This window comes from Nocardia sp. NPDC047038 (assembly GCF_040644075.1).
In the GTDB taxonomy this organism is placed as follows: domain Bacteria; phylum Actinomycetota; class Actinomycetes; order Mycobacteriales; family Mycobacteriaceae; genus Nocardia; species Nocardia sichangensis.
In genome coordinates this window covers 27,366-49,642 of record NZ_JBEYVQ010000022.1, presented here as the reverse complement: position 1 = coordinate 49,642, position 22,277 = coordinate 27,366, and the positions used below count along the sequence as shown (strand labels likewise).

The window sequence follows — 22,277 nt, the reverse complement described above, 5'->3', positions numbered from 1 at the left end:
CGGTCAGCTCTCGTCGATCTCGAAACAGGTCGCCTGCCACACGCGCACCGGGAACCCGCACGTCAACATCCGCCCATCGCGGTGGCGCAACAGCGCGGGAGCGGGTCTGAGTTCGTCGGTCATGGTGATCTCGGCGCGCACACTGTCCGCGCGGACAGTCGGGGCCCACCGCAACGGATCCAGCGGCTCCGCGACGACCCTCAGCTCAGGCAGCAGCGGCGGGTCGGGTGCTCGGCGCAGTGCGGGCAGTCCATTCAACCCCACGCCGACGACCTGCCACATGCCGGCCTCGCTGCGGATCCAGTCACCGTCCAACGGCTCCACGTCGCTGCGGCCGGCTTCGCGAAGCCGCTGATTGTGCGCGTCGGCGATCGTGTAGGAGGCATGTGCGAACTCCACTGCCGCGATCGCACGGCGCGGCCAGTTACCGCAGTAGATGACCTTCACCCGAACGCCTCTGAGATCTCTTCGGAGTCGTCGCGGTACAGCACGATCCACGATGCCGCGCCGTCATAGGCCGGCACGGCGGTGTACAGGCCGGGGTGCCACAGGATGTGCTGGGCCAGGCGGTCATTGATGGGTTCGTAGGTTTCCATCAGCGGGCCGTCGTAGCCCCGACGGCGACTGAACCCCGACAGAACCTGCCAGCCTGGGGTCAGGACCTCGAATGTGCCTCCGGGGCGGACAACGATCTCCGGTGCCGGCACTTCCTCGGCGAGGCAGACCGCGCGAGCCAGGCCGACACGGATCACCTGGTCGCCGCGAAGGTACTCACCGAGCGTCTCGACGTTCCCCTCCCGCATGTCGTCACCTTCCGGAGAGACCTGCACGACACGAAACAGCATCGGAAGCCCGGTGCCACCATTGGCCATCTGTTCCAGCTGCGCGAAGCCGTTGCTGGGCGGTGCGGGCTCGCCCCGCTGGGCGGGGACGTCGTGAGGTATGTCCGCGGTTCCGCGGTACTCGAGCACCGTCAGCTCGACTCCCTCGGCGATTTTCGCGTGCGCGTCGGGCACATCGTGGCTGGTCAGCGCGCGGAGCATGCGCCGGGCCTGGGGCGGGGTCGCGGCTTTCACCTTCACCGTGGCGAGCATGTAGGTGTCGAAGGTGTATTCAGTCATGGCTGTTCTCGCCCGTGGCGGGCCTGGGAGACGACGTTGCTCAGCATCTGGATCGCGGCCAGGGTGGGGCCGGTGGTCGCGTCCGAGCTCGGGGTCGGCTGGGCGGTCGACTCCTCGGTGAAGTGCATCCACGCCCGCCCTCGGACCTCGTCGATGTCGACATTGTGCAGGTGCAGCAGGTGCAGCAGGTCGGCGCCGAAGTCGCCGAGAACCTCGTGGTCGTAGGTGTTGTCGTAGATCTGTTCGACGGTGATTTCTTCGCGGGTGGACGCCCACGCCGCTAGGGCGATCAGCGCCCGCCCGGCCGCCGCGTAGGGTTGGGGTTGTTCCTCAGGGATAGCGAAAGTCATTGCTGTACCGTCTTTCTCGGCGAATTGGTGGCTGATCGGGTCGCGGGGGGTGACCACCGGCGTTGCTGCTGTCGTTCGCTCATTGCTTCGAGCGCCTCACCGAGGTGCTGTCGATGAGGACGCCGTTGCGCTCGATCACGTGCACCACGGGGATGCTGTGGCTCAGCCGCACCATGTAGGCGTGGAGTTCTCCGGCGCCGGTGCGCCACCGGAACCCGCACCATTTGTGCACCTGGTCGGCGTAGAGATCCCAGCCCAGCGTGCGAGAGCCGACTGCGGCCACATACAGGCGGGCGGCGAGCGGATGCCGCCCGATCGCGTAACGGAGGTTGGCCCAAATCCTCGTAACCAGCTCACCTGCCATGTCCTCGACGGTGAGCCGACGTGACATTGGGGCAGCGTGATCGAACGGATTCACCCTGGCGCAGGTGCAGGCAAGGCCTGTGTAGTCCGGCTGCATGGCCAGCAGCGCCTCGCGATACCCGTCGACGACTGCGCCGATGTCGACACCACCCGCCTTGGCGGCCGCTGCGCCCTTGTCGATTCGGTCGCCTTCGGCCTCGTTGATGACGCGGCGGGTGCCATTCGGGTTGTCTGCGACACGCAGCCGGGCGATCGGCACCTCGTCGTATCGGTGGCGGTAGATCTGCATCACCGCGGAGGCCGAGCCACCCTTGATGCCGGTGCGGGAGCCGCTACCGCGGTTGATGCGGCTGTTGACGTAGTCGTCGAACCACCGGTGCGCGGCGGCCGGGCTGGAGAACTCCGAACGCATCTGCGGGTGGGTGATGGCGGGGAGCCCAGCGTCGGTGAGAGCAATGTAGACGGTCACTTCTCGTCGCCTTCCATGTGTTGATTCGTCGGCCCCGTTGGTGCGTCGTGGGCGTGCCAGTGTCGAAGCGGCCGCCGTCGGTGACTGCTCCTCGAAGCGGGCCGGATCGGGAACGATCGGCCGTTCTCGGCTTCGGAAACGAGCAGGGAAGAGACAGAAGCGAAGGCGGGCACGTCACGGGTAGGTCTGCTGGGCGGGGTCCAGGGACGGTGGCCGCGTGGTCTTCCCATCGTGGATTTCGTGCGCGGCGGATTATCGGCCGGCACGCAGATTCCTACGTCGCGGGCAGCTTCAGACGATGAGGATGCAGACGAAGCGGGAAATCGGATCGGAATCGTCGGCGATGGTGATCTTGCGATCGCGGCCGCCGTCCGCAGTCTCTGCGGACAGCCGGACCGCGCTGAGCTCGGATGCTGTATCCGGCGCCATGTCCCCAATGAGCGGCACTGTTTTCGTTGACATTGTCAACGTCGCCTACAGGCGGGTGCCCGGGGTGCGGATGGGATTGGTGGTGTTTCAGAGTGCGGGGCCTGCTTGCCGCTCGGGCGGTGGCGGAAGTGCTGTGTGTTGTGCCTCGGACAGGGAGGTCCAGGGCGCGTGCGGCGTGGCTGGCAGGGCGTCGAGGATCTCGGTGGTCTGAGATGGGCCGGGAATGTCCGGTGACAGGTGCGCGCTGATGTCGCGCTGGATGTCGGAATCGCGGCCGATCGAGCGGGCGGCCCACTCCCGGTCGCGTTGGATGCCGTGGTGGGCGTGGTGGTCGGCGAAGTCGATGGTGTCCTGGAGTGTGCGGTGGATGTCGGCGCGGGCCTCGGCGGGCACGGCGCGGTGGGCGAGTTGCCGATCGAGCTCGCCAGCGAGCCTGCGACATTCAGTGCGTGCCACGTCGGGGTGGGGGGTCCAACGGTAAGCCAAGGCGCTGAGGTGGATGATGGTTCGCTCCCAGGTGGTGCGAATCGCCTCCGCGTCGGTGTCGGTCAGATCCCGCACACCGGTGCCGGCAGCGTCGAGTGCGGTGATGATGCGGTGTTCGGCAGTCTCGAGTGTGCTGCGCCCGATCCGGTCGTGCTGCTGGCGCTCGGCGAGGTGTTGGGAGTGCGGGTCGATCAGCAGCAGGTCGGGCAGCGTGATGTCGCCGTGCCCGATTTCGTGGACCAGGCAGCGGACCATGCTGCGTTCGAGGCTGTGGAGCCCTTCACTGTTGTCGGCGAACCACGACAAATCACGACGGTGTCGGTCCATGCGGGCCAGAAGGTCCTCGATGTCGGTGATGTGCTCACCGAGCGGGAGGTCGGGGTTGTCGGCCACGCGGTCGGCGTAGGCGGCCATCGCGCCCGCCGCGGCGGCGTATTCGGGCAGCATGCCCCGTATCTGGGCCCGATCGGCCTCACCGCCTGGTGAGGTGGCTGTGTCCACGAGTATCGGGCAGGAGCGAAGGTCGAACGATTCCGGTAGCCACCCGGAGAGGTAGATGAGCCCGAACTGGATGGCTTCCCGTGTGGCGGCCGGGACCGCCGCGCGTTCCATTGCCGCGTCGAAATCCTGACGAATAGCGTTGAGGCGGAGGCGTTCTCGGCTGTCGGGGAATCGGGAGAACGCCATCGCCCACCGGCGAAGCTGCTGATCGACCTCGCGGCGCTGCTCGGACGGGATGGCGACCGACAGAGTGTTTTTGGCGAACTTTTCGGCGGAGATCGACCGGTTGAGCGCGCTGACGCGCTCGTTGGACCATTCCGCCCAGTCGAGGTCGACGGCGGGGTCTACGGTGAGCGTGGCGGTGTCGGGGTCGAGGATCAGCCCGTAGTCGTCGTGGAAGTCCTCGATCAGGTTGGCCAGGGTTTCGGCCGCGAGCGTAGAGGTGCCACGCCACAGCCAGGCATCGGTCAGCGCGGTCGCCAACTCTTCGAGCGAGCCCTGGTAGTCGATGTTGTGCATCCGCTGGTGGGCGGCCGCACGGTGGCGGGAGATCATGTCGTCGACACCGCCGCTGCCGGTCGGTTCTGAGTCTGCGGCGGTGTAGGCGGAAGACCACTGCGCGAGCAGCATGCTGGCGCGGTGCAGCGCCACTTTGATCAGCAGATGAGCCATGCGCTGGCTTCGTCCAGCCGGTCCCGTCGCCAGCGGCGCGCTCATCACCGAACCCCTGTATCCGTGGCGGCGAGCGCAGCGTGTGGCGTGCTGGGTGCGCTGGGGTGTGAGTCCATTGTCGCTTCGCTTCGCAGTGTCCTTGTCCGGCTCCAGGCCTGTCGGCGTCTCAACGCCTGCTGTCTGGGGCTGGAGGATCAGCCGTCGCAGACAGGAGGTCCGGTAGGCTGCCCGGTTTCCATCACAGCTGCCGTGCGCTTGGTTGCGCCAGCGTTGGGGGTGCTGCATCCTGCATCGATGCTCGACTGCCGCATCGGTGATGAGGTCGCCGAGCCCCGGATTGTGCGATGGGACGACCGGTGGACGCCGATGTTGATCGGGGCAGGTCGGCGCCGGTCGTGGAGTCCGCCGACGCAGCAGTGGCATCCAGGGTCAATGGTGTGGATGGTGGCGGCGATCGCGCCCAGAGATTTCGAGGCCGCAGGTATCGGAGACGACCTGCGCCCATGGCTGTCGACGGTCCTGGCGCCGCTGCAGTGATTCGAGTAGCGCGCGGGCGGCCGGTGTGAAGCGGTTGAGGATCGGGTGCTTGGACTCCGATAGCTCGATCGTGGTGACCGCCCGCTTGGCCGGTTGCCTGGACTCTCTGTCGAGAGCACGCAGTACGCCGAGGGAAAATCCTAATTCTGCGAACACGACAGCGACAAGGCAGCAGGGGCGGCCGGCGACGATGTAACGGGGGGTGTGTCCGGTGGCGACATGCTGATCCCGCCGGTCGGGGTCCGCGGAGACGATAGCGACAAGCACGGTGTGAATGTCGGCGACGTCGAATCGACGGCGCCGACCCCGGGGTGGGCGCTTTGCCATGAAGAGATGTCCTTTTCCGATCGGCGACTCGAGCGAGTGCCGCTCCTAGGTGTGGCGGTGCGCCGCGTCCCCGTGCGGGGCGGGTGGCGCAGCGATGCCGCGTCGAGAGCTCAGCAGGGTCTAGCTGCGGGTGCGGGGCGTGTTGTCGCCGCCGAGCAGTGGGACATGTACCGGTCGGTGCTCGGCCGCACGGTCAGTCGTCGTATTGGGGGCACTCGAGCCGGTGTGCTGCGGAGACGATGAGTGAGTTCAGGTAACTCAATGCGGCGGCGGTGGTTTCGGGCTCGCTGAGCAGCTGGTCGCGCTCCTCACGGTCGAGTCCCAGCCGTGTCGTGCAATAGTCGCGGATCAAGATCGGCGCGCCACTGGGCCCGATGACGGAAACGAACTGGTAGCCGCTGCGCCACCGCGCCCGGCCTGCGGGGTGCGGGCGGGCGCCGTCGAGCAGCGCGGTCCATCCCCCGACACATCCGACAAGGCTGTGGGCGGTGGACCCGATCCACAGGTTCTGGCAGTGCAGGCTCGGGTGCATGGTGAGCAGATCGCGCACGGCGACGGCGAGGCACAAGGCGGCGGGAGAAGCGATCGGCACAGGGCCTCCTGAATAGTGGATCAGCAAGAATTTGCGGCTGCGACAGGTGGTTCGCCGACGCAGCAGCCTCTTGCAGCGACAGCGGGCTCAGCGGCGCGCCGCGGTGAGGGAAAGAGGATGTGGGTCAGTGCGTGGTTGGCGGCGTGTCGATCGCGAGGTCGAGATGGTCGTGGTCCTGGTCGTGGTCGATCACGTCGAGGAAGCTCAAGACCCGATGGTCGGTGGTGGTGACCAGGACGCCACCGTCGGCCGCCAGAATCCGGATGCCGTTGCTCAACTCGATTTCGGTGTCGTGCTCGGCGAGCGGGCTGGGGCGGATCGAGGTGACCAGCACCGTGGGCCGACCGGCGCGCAGCCACGCATCGAGCAGCACACCGACGGTGTCGACGATCTCGGCCACAGGCTGGCCGGTCAGCTGCTCACGTGCGGTGGTCAGATCGCGCGCCAGCGCGGTCACGTCGAGGTAGCACCGAAGGTGCTGCAGGTTCGATACCGATGCGGGGACGGTGCCGGCGGTGATGTGCTCGGTGATCTCACGGTGCATCTGTGCTGTGATCTGCGAGATCGTGGGCGCTGGCGGCTGGGGAGAGTTCATGGTCGAAGCCGATGGGGTCGTTGAAAAGGGAGCGTCCGCCGGACTGGTGCAGTCAGACGGTCGTTGGATGAGCCCGTCGTGGTCGAGCGCTGTGATGAGTGGGTGCACGGTCGCGCCGTCAGCACCGCGGATGATCACCCTGGTACGTCGGTCCGGTGGTGTCGGCGCATAGAAGCTGCGGGGTGTGCGGTGGCCGTTGCGGGAAGAGGGCACAGTCGAGGATCTGTTCCGTCGCGATCTCCGCCAGCGACAGCGTGGTGGAGTGTGCATGAGCCGATCAGGTTTCCGCGCCTGCCGTGATAATCCTGCCGATCATGTCCTTTGCGGGTTTCGCGGGGCCGGTGGTGTGGGGCGTCTGCGTCGCGGAATGGGCTGTGGCGGGTTGCGGGGATGTCGGCTGTGTCGCGGCGCCGGCGGGCCGGGTGGTTCGGTGGCGGCCTGATGGTCGTTTTCGGGGTAAGGGGACGCTGGCGTGGCGGAGTTGGTGTGGTTGCCGATTTCCCGGGCGAGTGCGAGGGCATGGGTCCAGGTGGCCTCGATGTGGATGGTGGCATTGCGGTTGTCGTGGACGCGGATGCGGCCGCTGAGTGAGCTGCCGACCCGGCCGAAGTAGACGTGGCTGTCTTGTACTCGGCGGGCGGAGGGCAGCGCAGCGCACAAGGCTTCGATGGTCGCCATGCGACCGGCTTCGGTCTGCGCGGCTTTCAGGGCGCGGGCGCGGCAGCGTGCGAGGGTTTCGACGAAATCTGGCAAGAGATCGCGCGTGATCCTGGCCGCTATGGCCTCGGTGGGGCGGGTTTCGGACACGGTGATGGTCGCGATTCCCTGCCCGGGGTCTAGATGGGTTCCCAGCTCTGCGTAGTCACGGCAGATGAACAGCTTGCCGTGATCGGTCGTGCGGTGGGATGTGTTGCCGCTTTTGATGTCCAGGCGCTGATCGGCAGGTCCATGCAGGATCACATGTTCGGTGAAGCGCACCCAGCCGGAGGCGGCGCGCCAGCCTGGGCCGAGGTGGGAGGCGATCTGCCTGGCACGGTGAAGAAGGGTTGTCATGTCATGTCCAAGCGTCGGGAGTCGGCGAGCTCACCGCTACCGCGGTGGCGTTGTCCGATATCTGGGGACGAGGTGGACGTTGCGTGGTCAGGTCAGGTCAGGTCCGGTCCGAACTGCCAGATGCCCAGCCACACCAGCCCCGGTACGGTGAATCCCCAGTCGGGGTGAAGGCGACGGAGGTCGAAGAAGTCCATCGTTGGTTGCCCTTTCTCTATGTAAACGCACATCTCGTGCTGGCGGATGGACGCCGGATGGCAGGCCGAGTGCCGCTGGCGATCTGGTTATTGGAGCCCACGACGACCCGATCGGTTGTCGAGCTGAACGCCAGACGAGAGATTGGTGGAACTTCCATGCACGACCCGACAGCGCCGCGGCGAGGCCGCGGCGGGGGGAAGGGGCGTGCAGGTTGCGGTCAGGTGTCGAGACTTACATCCGGCGCGTTCTGCGACACGGCGGTGCCGTGGGTGGTTGATGCGTCGGTGGTGGGCTGGAGGCCGGAATGCGGGCCGTGGGTCAGTCCGGCCGCGTCGATCGCGTCGCCGATGTGCGCACCTGTTGTCTGCGTGCGGATGTTGTCGAGGATGATGGCGAGGTCACGGTGGTTGGTGGGGTCCAGTACCGCGGGGGCGGTGGGGTCGGCGCGCGGGATTGTGATTCGCCGGAAAACCCCGAGCAGGACACGATGGTCGGTCGGCTTGCGCCCGTCGGTGTCACGGGACCACATGCCCGCCCAGTTCCACTCCTCGGTTCCGACGAGGCTGTAGTCCAATTCCCATTGCGCGGCTGCGATTTGGCGGTCGAGGAACAGTTTCCCGCTGCGTCCGTTGCCTTCACGGAACGGGTGGGTGAAGTTCAACAGCATGTGGGCGCGTGCCGCGCGGTCGATGAACTGGTTCTGATCGAGGGCAGACCAGTCGATCTCATCGATCTCTGCGGTCGCTTCGACGAGATAGTCCTCTATGTCGGACGGGTTGGCGAATTCCAACTCGCCCTTGTACAGCCTGACGGTGCGGAACTGTCCGGCCCAGTCGTAGACGTTGGAGAACAGGTGCCGGTGGATGGCGCGCCACTCCGCGGCGTCTCCGGTGGCGGGAATGTCCGCGCGGCCCTGCTCGATCTCGATCCACCGCAGCGCGGTTTCGCGGTACTCGCGCAGCGCGAGCTGGTCGGGATCTCGTATCCCGTACCGGTTGCGCAGGACATCGCTGTGTTCGCCGTCCTCGGCGAGCCACAGGTAGGGGTCGGTCCACTCAGGGTTGTTCGGCATCAGCGTGGAGGCGGCCGGTGACTGTGACGCGCGGCCCACTCGTCTGAGCGTCTGTCGTATTCCTCGGGGGTGATCGCCCCGGTCACAACCGCGATCAGGTCGGCGAATGTGTCGCGGTCGGGTTCGATCCCGACTTCCTGAGCGTGGATGGCGACCGCGCGAGTGACCGCGCGGCGGGTAGAGCCGTCCAAGGATGCGAACAGATCCGGGTACCGGCGCTCCCAGTCTGTGACACGGTCCACCGCCGACCTCCTGCAGCCTTGATCAACTGCTGTCCAGTCTGCCGAGATACACCGTGAACTGCCAGCCGCCGAAACCCCCGAATCGGTCGCGAGCACCGCTATGCGGAGTCGGCCGACCCGGCGACCGGCTGCAGGATGCTGTTGAATCTGGGTCCGGGGTCATCGCCTGTTCCCGCGCGGTCCGCCGTTGAACATCGACCTTGCCGGGCTAGGTGGCGTGGTCGAGCAGGTAGCCGAGCATGTACGGGTCCAGCGCTCGCTGCATCACGTCACGATCACCGAACTTGCGGGCCTTCTCGACCAGGCTGTCGCGCTGGGCCTTGAACTTGTCGCGCGCCCACTCGAACTTCCAGCGGTCGCACGGGTCGGCGCCCCGAGCCTTCTGTGCCGAGGACTCCATACCCTCGCACTTGCTGTTGAGCGCGGCCGCGATCGCAGCGGCCCACGCTTCGGCGGTCATCCGATTGTCCTTTCGGATAGGGGGTTGGGGGGAGCGGTCGGGCCGGCTGATGGTGCCGCCATGCGCGCGACGCCGACGGTTACAAGCGCTCTGGGCTCCGAAGCCGGCGTTGTCGATCATCGCCCGTCACAAGAGCACAGTTAGCGATGCTGGACACGGTTTTGCCGGTGCTGGTGTGGTTTCACCACAGCCGCACGCCACAGCCGCCAGGAATGGGCTCCCGACGTTGTCGAGGTTGGTCGGATCATCGAACAACAGTCTCACTCGCTGAAGACGATGCCCGGCCCGCGTAACTGCCGGTTTCAGAGGATGGTCGCGCGGCCTCGCCGGCGCCAGCCCGCAGCGCGGAGCCCGGCCGTTCGCCGGGGGTCGGGATTCAGGATTCAGGCGGGGCGGGGAACGGACGGATGCAGCAGGTGGTTGTGCCAGTGGAGCTGGGTGTTGATGTCGGCGAGAATGCCGCGCAGCATCGACGCAGCGTCAGCCAGTTGCGGGTTCGATGCGCCGGTGGCGTCGCGGAATGCAGGTCCCTGGCCGTCGGCGCTGCCGGCGAAGTAGTCGACGCTGCCCAGTCGCACACCGTGCATGCCTGCGATTTCGACCCAGACACTCAAACCGTCGCAACAGTGGCCGAGGTCGGGGGCGGTCGCCGTGTACATCAGGGTGGCGGCCGGGCCCTCGATGTGCTCGATGCCGGTGACGGTGATCAGCTCGCTCCACCCGAGTTCGCCGATGAGCTCAGCCGCCGTGGTGCACCATGCCGGGCCCCACTCGGCGCTGGAGGGAGCGCGCACGCTGGTGTGCTCGAGTTGGTGCTCGAGCAGTATGTCATTGACGGTGAGTGACAGGCCCGCTGGCCGGTGAGTGGGTGCTCGTCGCGGGTGAGGGTCGAGGCCTGCGAGGGCCTGACGGTCGGTGGCGGTGAGAAACCGGTCGAAGGTATCGGCGAGTACGTCCAACAGTGTGCTGTCGGGTAGGGCGTCCACCACGCGTGCCAGGTGCTCGTCGGTGAGGGTGTAGCCAGCGGCACGCTCGAGGAGGTCGTAGGGCAGTAGCAGGTCGCGGCCGTGCAATCGGGTCTTTCTTGACGTCGGTCGGCAGTTCGATGGGCGGTTTCGGGTTGGCGGCCGAGGGCGCCTCGCGAATTCGGTCAAGGCCGGTCAGTCGGTGGCGTCGGATGTTGGTGGCGAGGAGTTGCGGCTGGGTTGTTGCCCGGGGCTCGGTGGCACGGAGTCGGTACCGTTGTCGGTGTCGATGGCTGTGGAGGGCAGGGTGGTGTTGTCGAGTCCGGCCGCGGCGATGGCTTCGCCGGTCTCGTGGCCGGGTGTGTGGCGGTATCGTGCGAGCACGGCTTCCAGGTCGCGGGGATCGACGGGGTCCAGCGAGAGAACGGTCGCCCTCCGGTGCACGGTGATCTGAGCGAAGACGGGCAGCAGCGGGTAGTGCGAGGGCATGCCGTAGAGCGCGGGACGTGATTCCTCGGAGGCTGCGTTCCACCGGTGTGGCTCGATGCGGCCGTAGTCCAGTTTCCAGTCGGCGGACTCGATTTGACGGTCGAGGAACAGTCGGGTTGTGCGGCCGTTGCCTTCGCGGAAAGGATGTGCCCAGTTCAACGCCGCGTAGACCTGCGCGGTGAGTTCGATGAAGGGAAGCCGGTCCAGCGAGGACCAGGGGATGGCGCGGACTCCGTCGAGCATGCTGGGGATATAGGCGTCGAACAACTCCGGGGCAAGGAAGGTTCGTAGCCCTTTGCCGAGGGCGACATCACGTAGCTGGCCGGCCCATTCGTAGACGTTGCCGAACAGATGAGCGTGGATGGCCTGCCACTCGCGCAGGTCACCGGTGCGCGGAATGTCGACTTGGCCGAGGTGGATTTCCATGGCACGTTTCGTGGTTTCCCGGTACTCGCGGCGGCGAAGCTGGTCGATGTTGTGCAGCCCGTATAGGTTTCGGAGCATCGTGCGGCCGGGCCCTTCATCTGAGGGCCACAGGTAGGCTTCCCACCGCTGCTCGTCGGTCATTCCCTCGTCGGTTGTCATGGCCCACTGCAGGTCTCGGCGGCCTGTGACCGTGCCCACCTGACCGGAAAACAGCTCGGCGCTTGCACGAGGTCAGCATCGGATCTCGACCCTACGGTGGGCTTGAAGCCGATGCTCAAACCGGCGGCATCGAGACACACCGTGAACGGGTCACGATGTAATCGGCTCCCTGGCATGAGAATTGCTCTCGAGTTCGACGGCAACGATGATCTGCGCTCAGTCTGCTCGCGTGCTGCGGGCTTTGGCTGAAAGGCCACCAGCAGCGGCTGTCGTGTCGCGGTGACCTCGCTTACCTCCACGTGGTGTCGCCACGAGATTCGTCTGAACTGCCGCGGAGGTGGTGAGGCGCGGCGGTCGCTTATGGACCTGGGTCTGGGTCGCTCGCGCGGGCGGGAGCGACGCCGTGAGAGTGGTTTTCTGTCTCGATTGGGGAGGCGGCTCGCTCGGTCGCGGGTCTGCTGATGTCATGGATCGCGGTGCCGATGTCGTAGCCGTCGTGGCTGGGCTCGCGGCGGGTGGGGGCGTTGTGGGGGCGGGCGTGGGTGATCTCGTCGATGACGGGGACCAGGATGTGATAGTTGGTGGGTGTTTGGTCGTTGGCGGGCCGGGATAGATGGGTAGCGGCGTTCCAGAGGGCGGGGTCGAGATCGGTGTAGTTCAACTGCCACGGGGCGTCGGTGATCTGGCGGTCGAAGAACAGTCGCATCGCGCGGCCGTTGCCTTCCCGGAAGGGGTGACACCAATTGAGTTGCATGAGGGCGCGGGCGGCGTGCGTGACGAACTGTTCGCGCTCGAGGCGGGACCAGTCGACAGATCGAATGTAGTCGGTGGTCAGCGGGATGTAGTCGGCGAAGTGGCGCGGCTGAAGGAACGGGCGGCCGTCTTTGCTCATGGTGACTGCGCGGGGCATGCCCGCCCATTCGTAGATTCTGCCGAACAGGTGGGCGTGAATCGCCGACCATTCCAGGAAATCGCCGGTGCGGGCAATTTCTACGCGGCCGGTCACGATCTCGAGGGCGCGCAAACTGGTTTCGCGATACTCCCGGCGGCGCAGTTGCTCGGCGCCGCGGATACCGAGCAGATTGGCAGCCGCCGCCTGTCCGTCGAGCGCGGCGCCCGACGCAGGGTAGTCGGTGCTGGGCTCGTTGCCGGAACTCACTGGTCAGGTTTGGCTTGTGCTGCCCACCGGTCAGATCGCTGATCGTATTCCTGTTCGTCGATCGCACCGGTGAGGAGAGCGACGAGGTCGGCGACGAAGTCCCGGTCGGGTTGTAGGCCTTCGGGTGCGTGGTTGGCCAATGTCTGGTCCAGGGCGTGACGTTGCGTGTCGTCGAGCGGCTCGTACAGATCGGGGAAGCGCAGTTGCCATGGGGAGGGGTCGTCGGACACAGAGATCTCCTGGAGTAGCTCAAAGGCTGGTCGATGATGTCGAGTCTGCCGCACCCGACGCCGGCGGGCGTAAGGGCTCGGCGGCGTCGGACCCGTAGAGGTGGTCGCGGTCGACGGGATACTCGGCGATCGGGGCATGGCTTCGGCGGGCCCGGCACGGTGCTGGTCGTGCCGCATGGTTCGGGTAGCCGGGCCGCCGCGGGCAGGGTTGAGCGGTGACCCTCGCTGGCCGCTTTCAGCCACCGCATCCCGTGCAGGATCGGCGTGCCTGTGACCGATTCGGCTGCCGCGATCGGTCAGAACCTATCCTTGGGCGCTGGGCGGGGGACTCACCTGCGTGACTGGTGCTTGCACGGGTATCCACTGCTGGCGTTCGGCGTCCCGGCCCAAGACCTTTCCGTGCATTGCCGCCTCGGTGGGGTCGAGGTCGAGTAGCGCCAGGCGCGCCTCGTCCGGGAGATCGGCGTGACCAGAATTGCGGCCGCGTCCACGTTCTCGATGTCGAGCACGGTCACCACCTCGACGTCACCGTGCAATCGGCGTGCCCGCCGATACCAGCGTTGACGCAGCCGGGCCATCGGCACGGACGCCGTGAGCGCTGATCAGTCCCGCGCCGATGCCCAGACACGAAACAGCGCGAGCGCCTCGGTCAGATTGCGTGGACCACAGGCCAGGTGGAAGGTCTGCCCAGCGGTCCAGACATGAACCCAATCGTGCTCGCTCCGGTCGATCTGCTGTCGAGGATATTCCTGGTCTGCCAGGTCCGTTTGCTCGAGATTGATCTTGACCAGCCAGCCGGGATTGTCGAGCGTCTCGATCCGCAAACCCCATCCGTGTTCCCAGTCGCCGTCACACTGCGCGGCGTACCAGCTCTGCAGCCAGTCGAGGACATGTTCATGCTCGGACATGAACGCCGATGCTAATCAAGCAAATGGTGATGACCTCGGTGAATATCGTGGTGGTCGCGATGCGGTCGATGTGGCAACAGGTGCACACCCTGCTGACCCGCGCCGCCGCACTCGCTCGCGAGCCCGAGGATCGTAGGTCCTGCAAGGTCGCGGCGCTGATGGCGCACGAGCTGGCCCACCCCGAGCAGATCGACTACCGCCACGACATCAACCGCCGGATCATGGCATTGACACAGACCCGGCGCACTCGCGCGCAGCTGGTGGGCGACGAGCACCTGATGACTCTGCTGCGGGAGACGCTCAGCGCGGCCGCCCGCGCCGAGGATGGGTGGGCCACCTCGAAAAAGGTCGTCGCCGCCCTCGAACGTGCCGATCCCGAGTGGATGTCCGAGCGGTGGGGCTACACCACCGATCTCGGATTAATCGATGCCACCGGACGATTCGACATCCGCGAGGTCGACCGCCCCAACGCGAAGAAGGTTCCCGAAATCCGCGCCCGCGACCGGCGCCGCGGCTGAAAGGGTCGGCGGTGTACGGCCAAGCGTGACCTCCTCGGGGAGGTTGCGGCCGGGCCGGTCGGCTTCCTGCACTGTGAGTATGTCGCATTGGGCGGGGGGTCGAACAGCTTGTGGCTGCGCCTGGGGACATTCGCCGAGCAAGTCTGAGGATTCTTCTCAAGCGCCATCTGCGGCGCTGAGGCTCATTCATTCGTGGTGTCGGGAGCGTCGGTGTGACCGCTGTGCAGCAGGCGCAGAACGCTGCGAACTATCTTGGCGTCGGTGCTGTCGGCGGGTGCTTGGGCAAGTACGGTCTGTGCCAATCGTGTCAATCCGCCGATGTCGGTGGTGACTTCGATTGTGCTGGAGCGAGTGCGGTCGAACGCATCGGTGATGGTTGCGTGCAGGTGATGCACGATCGCTCGGGTTCGAGGTTCGGTGTTGTGCAGCGGCGCCACCTTGACGTGCACGCGCCCCTCGACCAGGTGCGCCTCGAGGTAGGGGCGGCTGTGGGGTCGCCCGGCCGCGGTGAACACGATGTGGTCGATGCCGGGATGTAGGCGCAGATGCTCGCGGAACGCGCTGGCCACACGCTCGGGGGTGACGGTGGCCGGGAAGCCGCACGACGGCCAGTCGCAGCGGCCCTCCGCACGAGCGACGCTGAGTCTGGTGGCCGGCGAGTCGCAATGCAGATCGAAATGCATCTGGCGAGAGGAAGCGGCGTCCGCGCTGGGTCGCTGGTCTTGTGTCATGGAATCTCTGGTGATCAGTCGGCGGCGGCTGGCGGTGTGTCGGTGGCAGTGAAGCTGTCGAGGTCGGGTGTTGTGGCGGTGGGCGCGGTCGGTGTGGGTGGTGTCAGGGCGTCTCGGAATTCGTCGAGTGTGGGCGGTGGCGCGTCGTCGGTGACCGCTTCGAGGACCGCGGCGTGCTGGAGGGTGAGGTTGTGGCGAGCCAGCGCGTCGTGGGCCGCCTCTTCGTGGACGTGGCGGGGGTCGTATTGGACGATCGCGGTGAACGGCTTCGCGCGCACCAGCGTCAGTCTGCCGCCGAGTTCGGCGGCGAGTTGTTTGATCGCTTGCTCGTCGCCTTGGAGCGGAAGTTCGGCGTCGTTGACTGCCAGCCGCCGCAGGACGCGTTCTCGGATCTCGTGCAGGCCGTTGGCGGGGCTTGTCCTGTTGCGAGCCCAATCCAGGGCGTCGGTGAGAGCTTGCCCCCACACATACACTGCCTCGAACACGGCGTCGTGCTGGGGATTGTGATGCCGCCACTGGATCCAGTGCGGGTGCCTGCTGTTGCCGTTGTCGGTCCACAGGTTGGCGGAGAGGTTGTGTCGGGCTTCGGCGTAGTCCTCAGGGGTAGCGGGGATCGGCAGGTCGGCCGGGGCGGGACTGTCGGGTGCGCGGTCGAGGACAGCGCGGATCGAGGTGTGGATGTCGGCCAGCACGGCCGCGGCTCGGGCGAACCGTTCGCGGTCGGGAGGAGATTTCGGCATGAGTGTCAACTTTCGACTGGGTGGGGCGCAGGTGCAGTGGGTTAGGTGATCAGCAGTTCCTCGGCCGCTGCCAGCCTGACCCAGCAGAACGCGACCACAGTCGACAGCCCGTACGGCCAGCTGATCTGACGGGTCATCGGTAGGTGCCGCGGCCGCGCGACAGCCTGGCCGCTGTCGTGGGACCGAATTCGGTCGCGCTGGCCGCTGTCGGTACTCGGGGGCGATACTCGGATCGGGCTGCCCGACTCGAATCTAGTTGCAGGGGAGAGAGTCAGGATGATCTGGCGTGATGGACGTGGAGTGTTCGAGGCCGAGGTAGGTGCTCTGGTCGTGCGGGGATGGTCGTCGACGGTGGAGGACATGGCGGCGCTGTTGGCCCGCTACGGCGTCGGGTCCTCGGAGTTGGCCGATGCGGCGGTGTCGCCGGTTGTGGCGGCCGCGGAGTGGGATCATGTGCGCGCGGGCAAGCTCGAGCGTGACGCTGAGGCCTGGCACACGTGGCTCCGGGCCGTTGCCGTGGGCCCCGAGCGGCAGGTGCTGCGTGGGCGGTTGGGCCAGTTGCGGACCCGGATTCCCGCGGAGCCACAGGACTTGGCCGCATGGCTGGGCGAGCAAACCGAGCAGGTGAACGCGACAGCGCCGCAGGTCGGCGAGGTAGCGGTCTTCGATGGCAAAGGTTCGGTTGGCTATGAGCCCAGCCGCGAGCCGGAGGCATGTTCGGAGTGTTTGTGCTGGGTGGATCCGCGGGCGATCGTGTCGACGCCGGATCGGCGGTGGGGTGATTTCGATCGGATGGAGGCCGGTCGGCGTTCGCTTGTCGGGTTCTGCGAGACGTTACGCGCGGCGGACACCGCGGCGGCGCTGGAGGAGTGGATCGATGACTTCACGATCGGGCGGTTGCGGCAGCCGGTGCGGTTGATACGGGTGGAGGGTCCCGCTGGTCCGGTGTACGTGCTGCGTGCGGATGGGACGCATCGGGCGCATTTCGCGCGGGTGTTCGGGTTGCCGTTGCTGGCGTTGGTGCGGACGAGTGCGTTGCCGAGGCCCTTGCACGTGACCGATCGTCCGGACGGGACTACCAGCAGAGGTGCTGTTCGACGCGCAGGGATGGGCCCGCACGATGGTCGGTGACGCGCCTCCTGCGGTGAGGGATCAAGCTGGGCGGGTACTGGTGCCCGGGATGCCGCCGCCACCATCGCCGGGCTGGCACTCCGAATACCGGCAGCTGGCTCCTCCGCGCGGCGAATCGTGGGTCGCGCGGCTGCGGCGGAGGTTGCGCCGTGACACCACGCCTGCCGTGCCCGACATGATCACAGCTGGCCCTGTTCCCTCAAAGCGCGATCTCGTTGCGAGGCGTGAAACCGGACACTCTGCAGGTCAGGCGAGTGCGACGGGTCCGGAATAATCCAGCACGGGCAGACCATTTGATCATCGCGGTGGGTGTAGATGGCTGGTCTCGGTTGGGACGTAGGTCAGGATTCCGAGCGCGGCACCCACGCGTAGGGCGAGGCTGCGTTGTTGGGCGGCAGGCAGGTCGGCGAAACCCCGGCAGATTGCGGATCGCTTCTGGTCGAGGGTGGAGTGGCAAGGGATGTGGCCTTCGTTGCGGAGTGCATCGCGCACCATCTGCGACCGGCGGCCGGGCTGCAGCATCATCAGGTTTCCGGGCCGGAAGATACAGGTGGTGCATCGGTCTTCGCAGACACGAACCTGGTTGTGCGAGTATACGATCGCGGGCCGCGGGTCGTCGAATTCTGCATCCATGTCCCTACCTGTCTTCGTCGTTGCGGCCCGACCGCAGCCCGAGGCGGGCTCCGCGCGGCGGGGCGATGACCAGCGTCGCAGGTTCCCTGTCAGATCGGCATCGTGCGTGGCGGATGCACAGTATTGGAGCTTGCAATGTTCGCTGTCGCCGAGCCCGTTGTCTTACAGACTTTCTGGTTGGCCGAGCCTCCCGGAACTGAGTCGTGAACCCGGAGCTAGACGGATCTGCCGCACACCTCACCTCGTTGGCCACCGCGCGCCGAAGCTCGCCGTCCAAGCGCGACGTTCGGCAGACAAGTACGTTTGCGAGTGAGGAGCAGTCGTGAAATCGGTGGCACAGACCCGCAGCTGGTGTTGATGATGGTCTGATGGCGAAAGCGCTTGAAGGTGCTGTTGTTTCGCGGGAGAGACGGGTCGAGGTCTGTGCCGCTCAAAGCTCGAACGCGCCCGCGGCGGCGCCGGGCAAGCGTGAGTCCCGCCGATGTGGATAGTGCGGCGAGCGCGTGCAGGTGATGGGCCGAGGTTGCGGATGTTGCGGATGCGGGCACTGCGCGAGGCCGGGCACGCATTCCTCGAGACCGTCGATGAGGCGGCGAGGCTGGATGCCGGGGCATGGGAAGCGCGGATCGGCCGCTACAGCCGCAGCGGTCGCCAGGTGCTGGCGGTCGCGGAAGACCAGACCCGGGGGCAATGGGTGGCGATGGCGGGTGCCTTCGTGGACTCCGAGCGCGATAGCGACGAGTTCGATCTGCCGGATCCACCCGTCACCGAGGGCGATCGATGGGCGATGGTGTGGGGGATGTACGTGGAAGCGTGCCACCGCGGCCGAGGCGTGGCCGATGCGCTGTGCGCCGAGCTGTATCGGTGGGCCGGCGAGGACGCCGGTGTCGACTGGCTGGGTCTGCACGTGCGCGACAGCAACACCGCCGCCATCGCGCTGTACCGCCGCAACGGCTTCGAGGTCGTCACCCGCCACACTCATCCTGGGCTAGGGGTGACATCGCTGGTGCTGGTCCGGCCGATCATCTGACGGCGGACGTCGGGCGGAGGGCGTATAGCGGCACGGGCAGGCGTTTGGGGTGCGCCGACCGAGACCCGCTGCCGATCCGCAGGCGCCGCAGTCTTCGTCGTCGAAGAGGACAAGCCAGAGCGTTCAGGTGTCGACGGGATCGTCGCCGGGCGGCAGTGCGGGCAGCCGCGGGCCTACTTGATGTTGCGCAGTCGGTAGAGGCGGCCGTGGTTCGACGATCCGGCTGTCGCTGAGCCGGTACACCACATGCGGGCTCGCCCACCGCCCACACCCCCCGTCCGGAATCTTTTGCCGGGCGGGGTTTCGTGGCAGCGGTCAGCTGGCCAAGTCGAGCAGATCGGTGTCTTTGGGCGGCCAATAGCAGGTTCCTGTGCATTCGGTGCACGCCGAGCAGCCAAGGCAGAACGTGGACAGGTGATGGCCACACGCGGGGTTGCGGTCGGCGCCGAGCACGACCGGGTGCGGGATCCGGGGACCGCCGCGGGAGTATGACCGGGCCTCCACGGTCGGTCCGTCCGAATGCACTGAGCCGCGCTCGCCGCCCTGTCAGCAGTTGAACGGGAAGCACGACTTCAGTGGGGAAGTCGACTGCGGGGGCGCGATTGTCGAGGGAACCACGGTGGTGTCGGCCGACCTCAAAACGGCGTTGGTTCGATGAAGTCCGCGAACTTTTTCCACGCGGCATGCTCACTTGTGGGGCGGTCGTCGATCCGATTCAGAATCGCCTTCCACGCGGTCACCACCGTCGTGATCTCCTCGGTGTCGGTGAGCACGATTTTCGACTTCACGATCTCTTCGACCCAGTCGGTCAACTCGGTGGCGCAGTCGGGGATCGGGTCGAGGATCTTCAGCGCGTCGGTGATCGAGTTGCTGGTGAGGGTGACTCGACCTTGGGGGTCGAACCACAATCCAGATACCACTCCGATCCGGTACCCGGCCGGCCATGTGTTGAGGTCGTCGGAGTCTCGGCACGCATCGACACCATCGTGGCTGACTACGAACGTGCCCTGCGCCGCGCGCTGACCGACGGCGACGCCGATGCTGCGTTGATGCTTGTCCTCGAGCGAGGGCAGGTTCGCTGCGACCAGGCGTCGTTTCAGCACGCCGGAGTAGAAGGTTTGCTGGTTGACGATGAGGTCGTTGATCAGCGGTGTCGGGCGTCCTTCGGCGAAGTAGCTGACTCGTCGCACTGCCCACCGCACCCACATCAAGCCACCGTCGAGGGCCATGTGCAGCATCTCGTCGGCCAGGTCAGGAGTCCGGAATCGGCCGTGCCCGCCACCGTAATTGTTTCGGACCTCTGCGAGGTTGCGGGCGACTTTCAGTGCCTGGTTGGCCATGTCCCCGAAGGGAGAGGTGTGGACCAGTCCATAGCCTGTTTGCTGGGCGAGCAGCTTGTGCGCGTCACCGACGACCTTCTTGAAATCTTCGGACGGCGGGGGCGGGGTGCCGTTGATGTCGAGCACGATCTTCGCGACCGACTCCACCAGGCATTTGATGTCGCCCAGCGCTTGAGAGGCGTCCTGAGCCTCGAGTGAGCGCCACAGCCGGTCGGCCTCGGCCGAGATGCATTGCCAGTAGCCGTCAGCGAGGTATGGGGGCCGCTGAATTTCGAAGCGGGAGTTGGGGTTTTCCACGCCTTCAGCATCTCAGGCCTCGCCGCCCGCGAAGTGAGTGAGCCAAATCGCGTCCGGACTGGTGTCCGTGCGCAGCTGGTGAAGCAGTATTACGACCAGGCCGATGCTGACTGTGGCGATCTCGGAGTATGCCCCCAGGACGGTGTTGACAGGCAGCTTCCGGCCCGTTGGCCTTGATCGGACGGGGGCCGGGCTGGCGTCAGCACACTGGCAACGAACGAGCCGGAAGCGCGATCGCGACACCTTCGGGAGAGCAGTGCGAAGTTCGGTGGTCGTTGCCGGGGGCGGGCGGCCGCAGCTCGTGGTGTCCGGTCGTGTCCGTTGCTATCCTGCGAGAACCATCGGCTGGTCGGTCGTTGAGGTCGGGTGTCCACGGTGGTGCGGGACATGTCGTCTGTGCTGGTCAGCGTTGTCCCGATGATGTGGTCGAAGGCACCGCAGTTGATTCGGTAGCGCCGGTTGCGTTCAGAGCCAGTCCGTTCGGAGGACGTGGTGGTGCACCTTGACGTGGATGCGGTGCGCCGGGCCGCTGCGGGCCGGTTTGGCGACGCTGTCGGCGGTCGGCGTTCTGTCCAGCGAGCGTGTCCGTTTGGCTGCCGAGACTTTGGGGCCGCCGGATGCCGCCAGCGCCGAGGAAGCAGCGGCTGTGGTTCCGGGTGAATGACGAACTGAGTGTGCGCCAACGTATTGGCGCAGCATGCCTCGGCGCTGCAACGCGAACTCGTCGACCGGGCCGAGGCGGGTGGGCCGAGCTTGGCTGCGCTGCATCGCGCGATCCACCAGGACGTGTCGCCGGGGGATTTGGGGGGATTTAGCACCACTTCACCAAGGCCGCGTGGACCGACCCCCCGTGCTGGCATGTCGGTCCTTCGCGTGCCGCGGCTCGTTGGCCGCACGGCGCGGAATCGGCTATCGCAGGTCGGGTGACGGCTGAGGAGTCGGGCGGAAGCGGAGAACTACGTGCCGTCGGCGATGCCCGGGGAGGCCGCTATGGCGCGGTCTGTGAAGTATCGGTCGGTAGCAGTGCCCAAAGCCAGCTCGAGGGCTCGCAGCGCCCGTTCGTTGCGGGTGGGTAGGTCGTTGCGGGCGATCCTGTTCAGGGCTGCCTCGTATATCGCGGTGTAGTTGGTGTTGTGCAGGGTGGCGATGGCTTCGAGGTCGGCCACGCTCACGCAGTGGCCGCCTTCGGTGGCGTCTTCGATGTCGCCGTAGCGGCCGACGGGGATGCCGAGGCGGTCGGCGATGGTGAGGCGGTCGAGTCCGGCGTCGATGCGCAGCAACGCGATCTCCACGCCGAGGGCGGTCGCAAGCCTGCTGGTGCGGGCCAATCGCGCCTTGCGGGCCTGCTTGCGTTCCTCGCGTGGAGCGCGCTGTGGGCGGGTGAAGAATCCGCCCCGCCAAGTGATCGAAGCCAGGTTGTCGTGGTCGTTATCGTGGCTGTCGATGGCGATGACGGCGGCGACGAGGACGGCGAGGGTGACCAGGGAGGCGCCGATGTTGATCCATCCGGCGGGCTGAGACGCCGCAGTCGTCACCAGGATGGCGCCCGCGGTCAGCCCGCACGTCCAGCGGAAGCCGGGGGAGGCCGCGCTGGCCCAGGCTGTCAACAGCAGCGGCATCCCGATCAGCGTGCCGACGACCATCATGACCGTCACGTCCTCGCCTGTCATGAAGCGCTGGATGTCGTCCCACACGGTCGAACCCCTCACGAAACGGTGGCTGCCTTCGCTGCAGCGGGATTTCACCGAGCGTAACGCCGTGAGTCGGCTATCCGCAGGCAATCGACGACGTCGGCTGAGAGTGAACTTTGGTCGCCGAGCGTGCGGAGGGCTTCGCATGTCGAGATGCGCGCCCGACGCCCTGATGCCTAAAGGTACGGTGACCTGGATAGATGACATGTCCCGGGGGCGGTTCGGTGTGGCGGGCGCCAGCCGAGGGCTCGCGGTGGGCGCCTGATCGATACCGCGAGGGGGACGTGTCGTTTGTGCTGGTTAGGGCCGAGTGTTCGAGTGATGGGGTCTCGGCGCGGCTGCTGGGTGAAGTGGCCTGGCCGGGAG

Annotated in this window: 25 protein-coding genes; 3 read left to right on the top strand and 22 right to left on the bottom strand. The window is 66.6% G+C overall.

Translation table 11 applies throughout. The annotated features are described in order from the left end of the window. Positions 1-3: 3 nt before the first annotated feature. The 17 genes from ABZ824_RS35840 to ABZ824_RS35760 all read right to left on the bottom strand — a co-directional run bounded on the left by ABZ824_RS35840 (position 4) and on the right by ABZ824_RS35760 (position 13,800). Positions 4-447: a hypothetical protein gene (locus tag ABZ824_RS35840; protein ID WP_356968858.1), complete on the bottom strand. Its 444-nt coding sequence runs from the start codon at positions 445-447 to the stop codon at positions 4-6. After that, complete coding sequence (locus ABZ824_RS35835; RefSeq protein WP_356968857.1) at positions 444-1,082, bottom strand: hypothetical protein; 639 nt, start codon at positions 1,080-1,082, stop codon at positions 444-446. The genes ABZ824_RS35840 and ABZ824_RS35835 overlap by 4 nt, the downstream gene beginning before the upstream one ends. Before the next feature lie 35 nt (positions 1,083-1,117). Continuing rightward, positions 1,118-1,471 (bottom strand): hypothetical protein, encoded by a 354-nt coding sequence (locus tag ABZ824_RS35830; protein WP_356968855.1) that lies wholly within the window; start codon positions 1,469-1,471, stop codon positions 1,118-1,120. Positions 1,472-1,550: 79 nt separating this feature from the next. Next, positions 1,551-2,303: a hypothetical protein gene (locus ABZ824_RS35825; RefSeq protein WP_356968853.1), complete on the bottom strand. Its 753-nt coding sequence runs from the start codon at positions 2,301-2,303 to the stop codon at positions 1,551-1,553. Positions 2,304-2,594: 291 nt separating this feature from the next. Beyond that, entirely contained in the window at positions 2,595-2,732 is a 138-nt protein-coding gene (locus tag ABZ824_RS35820) for a hypothetical protein (RefSeq protein WP_356968851.1), read from the bottom strand. A gap of 87 nt (positions 2,733-2,819) precedes the next feature. Then, positions 2,820-4,436 (bottom strand): hypothetical protein, encoded by a 1,617-nt coding sequence (locus ABZ824_RS35815; RefSeq protein WP_356968850.1) that lies wholly within the window; start codon positions 4,434-4,436, stop codon positions 2,820-2,822. 1,012 nt (positions 4,437-5,448) lie between these two features. Further along, positions 5,449-5,847: a hypothetical protein gene (locus tag ABZ824_RS35810; RefSeq protein ID WP_356968848.1), complete on the bottom strand. Its 399-nt coding sequence runs from the start codon at positions 5,845-5,847 to the stop codon at positions 5,449-5,451. 124 nt (positions 5,848-5,971) lie between these two features. Then, entirely contained in the window at positions 5,972-6,442 is a 471-nt protein-coding gene (locus tag ABZ824_RS35805) for a hypothetical protein (RefSeq protein ID WP_356968846.1), read from the bottom strand. Positions 6,443-6,754: 312 nt separating this feature from the next. Continuing rightward, entirely contained in the window at positions 6,755-7,420 is a 666-nt protein-coding gene (locus tag ABZ824_RS35800) for a hypothetical protein (RefSeq protein WP_356968845.1), read from the bottom strand. 487 nt (positions 7,421-7,907) lie between these two features. Beyond that, positions 7,908-8,762 (bottom strand): Fic family protein, encoded by an 855-nt coding sequence (locus ABZ824_RS35795; RefSeq protein ID WP_356968842.1) that lies wholly within the window; start codon positions 8,760-8,762, stop codon positions 7,908-7,910. Continuing rightward, positions 8,762-9,004, bottom strand: a complete 243-nt coding sequence (locus ABZ824_RS35790) for a hypothetical protein (protein WP_356968840.1) — start codon at positions 9,002-9,004, stop codon at positions 8,762-8,764. Before ABZ824_RS35790 ends, ABZ824_RS35795 begins: the two co-directional genes overlap by 1 nt. Before the next feature lie 208 nt (positions 9,005-9,212). Continuing rightward, positions 9,213-9,464 carry a hypothetical protein gene (locus ABZ824_RS35785; RefSeq protein ID WP_356968839.1) on the bottom strand — a complete coding sequence of 84 codons (252 nt, stop codon included), beginning with the start codon at positions 9,462-9,464 and terminating at the stop codon, positions 9,213-9,215. 383 nt (positions 9,465-9,847) lie between these two features. Next, positions 9,848-10,537, bottom strand: coding sequence for a hypothetical protein (locus ABZ824_RS35780; protein ID WP_356968837.1), 690 nt, complete (start codon positions 10,535-10,537; stop codon positions 9,848-9,850). Positions 10,538-10,624: 87 nt separating this feature from the next. Beyond that, positions 10,625-11,503 carry a Fic family protein gene (locus ABZ824_RS35775; RefSeq protein ID WP_356968835.1) on the bottom strand — a complete coding sequence of 293 codons (879 nt, stop codon included), beginning with the start codon at positions 11,501-11,503 and terminating at the stop codon, positions 10,625-10,627. Positions 11,504-11,861: 358 nt separating this feature from the next. Continuing rightward, entirely contained in the window at positions 11,862-12,662 is an 801-nt protein-coding gene (locus tag ABZ824_RS35770) for a Fic family protein (protein ID WP_356968833.1), read from the bottom strand. Continuing rightward, entirely contained in the window at positions 12,659-12,892 is a 234-nt protein-coding gene (locus ABZ824_RS35765; protein ID WP_356968831.1) for a hypothetical protein, read from the bottom strand. Before ABZ824_RS35765 ends, ABZ824_RS35770 begins: the two co-directional genes overlap by 4 nt. A 602-nt stretch (positions 12,893-13,494) precedes the next feature. Continuing rightward, positions 13,495-13,800, bottom strand: coding sequence for an immunity 53 family protein (locus tag ABZ824_RS35760; protein ID WP_356968829.1), 306 nt, complete (start codon positions 13,798-13,800; stop codon positions 13,495-13,497). Between the two features lie 29 nt (positions 13,801-13,829). Here ABZ824_RS35760 and ABZ824_RS35755 point away from each other — a divergent pair, with 29 nt between their 5' ends. Beyond that, the gene (locus ABZ824_RS35755; protein WP_356968827.1) at positions 13,830-14,318 is read left to right on the top strand and encodes a hypothetical protein; all 489 of its coding nucleotides are present in this window, start codon (positions 13,830-13,832) and stop codon (positions 14,316-14,318) included. A 182-nt stretch (positions 14,319-14,500) separates the two neighbouring features. Here the strand turns inward: ABZ824_RS35755 and ABZ824_RS35750 are convergent, their stop codons facing one another. Together ABZ824_RS35750 and ABZ824_RS35745 are read right to left on the bottom strand one after the other, a co-directional pair. Then, positions 14,501-15,001, bottom strand: coding sequence for a hypothetical protein (locus ABZ824_RS35750; RefSeq protein WP_356968825.1), 501 nt, complete (start codon positions 14,999-15,001; stop codon positions 14,501-14,503). Between the two features lie 62 nt (positions 15,002-15,063). Beyond that, entirely contained in the window at positions 15,064-15,789 is a 726-nt protein-coding gene (locus ABZ824_RS35745; protein WP_356968823.1) for a hypothetical protein, read from the bottom strand. A gap of 276 nt (positions 15,790-16,065) precedes the next feature. On the opposite strand from ABZ824_RS35745, the gene ABZ824_RS35740 reads away from it, so the two are divergent. Further along, positions 16,066-16,920, top strand: a complete 855-nt coding sequence (locus ABZ824_RS35740; protein WP_356968822.1) for a hypothetical protein — start codon at positions 16,066-16,068, stop codon at positions 16,918-16,920. A 297-nt stretch (positions 16,921-17,217) separates the two neighbouring features. On the opposite strand, the gene ABZ824_RS35735 is transcribed toward ABZ824_RS35740, so the two are convergent. Next, complete coding sequence (locus tag ABZ824_RS35735) at positions 17,218-17,553, bottom strand: hypothetical protein (protein WP_356968820.1); 336 nt, start codon at positions 17,551-17,553, stop codon at positions 17,218-17,220. 538 nt (positions 17,554-18,091) lie between these two features. On the opposite strand from ABZ824_RS35735, the gene ABZ824_RS35730 reads away from it, so the two are divergent. Then, positions 18,092-18,583, top strand: a complete 492-nt coding sequence (locus ABZ824_RS35730) for an N-acetyltransferase (RefSeq protein ID WP_356968818.1) — start codon at positions 18,092-18,094, stop codon at positions 18,581-18,583. A 635-nt stretch (positions 18,584-19,218) separates the two neighbouring features. On the opposite strand, the gene ABZ824_RS35725 is transcribed toward ABZ824_RS35730, so the two are convergent. Beyond that, complete coding sequence (locus tag ABZ824_RS35725; RefSeq protein ID WP_356968816.1) at positions 19,219-20,220, bottom strand: hypothetical protein; 1,002 nt, start codon at positions 20,218-20,220, stop codon at positions 19,219-19,221. Positions 20,221-21,176: 956 nt separating this feature from the next. Next, positions 21,177-21,929 carry a hypothetical protein gene (locus ABZ824_RS35720; RefSeq protein WP_356968815.1) on the bottom strand — a complete coding sequence of 251 codons (753 nt, stop codon included), beginning with the start codon at positions 21,927-21,929 and terminating at the stop codon, positions 21,177-21,179. Between the last annotated feature and the right edge of the window lie 348 nt (positions 21,930-22,277).

Bases quoted from the DNA above. Each gene is read 5' to 3' on its own strand.
- ABZ824_RS35730 (WP_356968818.1), top strand. From the start codon at position 18,092: ATGCGGGCACTGCGCGAGGCCGGGCACGCATTCCTCGAGACCGTCGAT.
- ABZ824_RS35820 (WP_356968851.1), bottom strand. From the start codon at position 2,732: ATGGCGCCGGATACAGCATCCGAGCTCAGCGCGGTCCGGCTGTCCGCA.
- ABZ824_RS35815 (WP_356968850.1), bottom strand. From the start codon at position 4,436: ATGAGCGCGCCGCTGGCGACGGGACCGGCTGGACGAAGCCAGCGCATG.
- ABZ824_RS35740 (WP_356968822.1), top strand. From the start codon at position 16,066: ATGATCTGGCGTGATGGACGTGGAGTGTTCGAGGCCGAGGTAGGTGCT.
- ABZ824_RS35785 (WP_356968839.1), bottom strand. From the start codon at position 9,464: ATGACCGCCGAAGCGTGGGCCGCTGCGATCGCGGCCGCGCTCAACAGC.
- ABZ824_RS35805 (WP_356968846.1), bottom strand. From the start codon at position 6,442: ATGAACTCTCCCCAGCCGCCAGCGCCCACGATCTCGCAGATCACAGCA.
- ABZ824_RS35745 (WP_356968823.1), bottom strand. From the start codon at position 15,789: ATGCCGAAATCTCCTCCCGACCGCGAACGGTTCGCCCGAGCCGCGGCC.
- ABZ824_RS35795 (WP_356968842.1), bottom strand. From the start codon at position 8,762: ATGCCGAACAACCCTGAGTGGACCGACCCCTACCTGTGGCTCGCCGAG.
- ABZ824_RS35830 (WP_356968855.1), bottom strand. From the start codon at position 1,471: ATGACTTTCGCTATCCCTGAGGAACAACCCCAACCCTACGCGGCGGCC.
- ABZ824_RS35735 (WP_356968820.1), bottom strand. From the start codon at position 17,553: ATGGATGCAGAATTCGACGACCCGCGGCCCGCGATCGTATACTCGCAC.
- ABZ824_RS35775 (WP_356968835.1), bottom strand. From the start codon at position 11,503: ATGACAACCGACGAGGGAATGACCGACGAGCAGCGGTGGGAAGCCTAC.
- ABZ824_RS35760 (WP_356968829.1), bottom strand. From the start codon at position 13,800: ATGTCCGAGCATGAACATGTCCTCGACTGGCTGCAGAGCTGGTACGCC.
- ABZ824_RS35750 (WP_356968825.1), bottom strand. From the start codon at position 15,001: ATGCATTTCGATCTGCATTGCGACTCGCCGGCCACCAGACTCAGCGTC.
- ABZ824_RS35755 (WP_356968827.1), top strand. From the start codon at position 13,830: ATGACCTCGGTGAATATCGTGGTGGTCGCGATGCGGTCGATGTGGCAA.